This window comes from Bacillus tuaregi (assembly GCF_900104575.1).
Classification (GTDB): Bacteria; Bacillota; Bacilli; order Bacillales; family Cytobacillaceae; genus Bacillus_BD; species Bacillus_BD tuaregi.
Map to the genome: position 1 here is coordinate 1 of NZ_LT629723.1, position 1213 is coordinate 1213.

At 43.9% G+C, this 1213-nt stretch carries 1 protein-coding gene; it reads right to left on the minus strand.

Features of this window, described 5'->3' with window-relative positions:
• A partial coding sequence (locus tag BQ5321_RS00540) for an IS110 family RNA-guided transposase (RefSeq protein WP_071392722.1) occupies window positions 1-1086 on the minus strand: 1086 nt, incomplete at its 3' end.
• Window positions 1087-1213 lie beyond the last annotated feature (127 nt).

The window sequence follows — 1213 nt, forward strand, 5'->3', positions numbered from 1 at the left end:
GCGAATCATCGGCATCATGACTCTAAATAGGAGGGCACGCAGCTTTCTTCTGCCACGTTTGGAGATGCGCTTTTGCCCTTTGTGCTGTCCGGAAGAACTCTCTCGTAATGTCAACCCCGCGAGTTTGATTAGTTGGCGTGGGTCTTCATAGTATGAAAAGCTTCCGATTTCAGCTAATAAATCAACTATCGTTGTATCTCCTAGTCCTGGTACCGTTGATAGCCACTCGTACTCTACAGAAGTTTTTACAAGCTCAACTAAGTGCCCCGTAATCCTCTCGATATCTTGTTCCAGCTGATGGTAACGGCGAACGAGCGTGGCGATTTCAATACGGGCCATCTCACGTCCTTCTGTTACTCCAATGGAATAAGCAGCGACTTCAATGAGGCGCACTGCTTTTGGTCGTTGGGGAGATTTGAGCCCCTCGATCTTTCGATAAAGGGATAAAACCTCATCAGCTTGTTTCTGATGGAGATCACTCGGAAATGGGGTACATTCTAGTACAGCCATTGCCATCTTTCCAAATGACGGAAAGACCTGAGTAAACTCAGGAAAATAGCGATCTAACCAGCGTATAATCATGTTTTTGACAGCACTAAGTTCCTCTGTCAATTTCCCTCTAAACGTTGATCCAACACGAAGTTCAGCCTCCATGTCTTTCAAGATACGTGGATAACTGAAGCGTCCATCTTTAATAAGACGAGCGATTACTAGCGCATCTTTACGGTCATGTTTTGTTGGTAAATTGTCATCCAATTCCTTTGACTTTTTAACGTGCAAAGGGTTGGTCATGACCAGGGGAATACCCCGTTCTTCAAGGAAATAGGCTAAATTTAGCCAGTAATGGCCTGTTGGTTCAATCCCAACAATGACCTCCGTTTTTTCGTATTCTTTCATTGCAGTCAAAATACGTTGATAAAACCACTGGAAGCCATCACTAGACTGTAATACTGGGAAAGATTTTTGGAGCACCCGACCACGGTCATCTACAAAGCAAGCAAAATGTTTTCGCTTGGCAATGTCAATTCCGACTACGAGTGTATTCTCGGTGACTTGATTTATTTTCTGATTTTCGTTAAAATCCACTTTGGAGTCCTCCTTGGTTAACTAAGTTAGGGGTCATTTCGCCACACGATTTGACACCCCGTATCATACCAAGAGGGCTCTTTTTTGTTCAAGTCCCCGAAAATTCTTCTAACAGGAATGCTCCTTT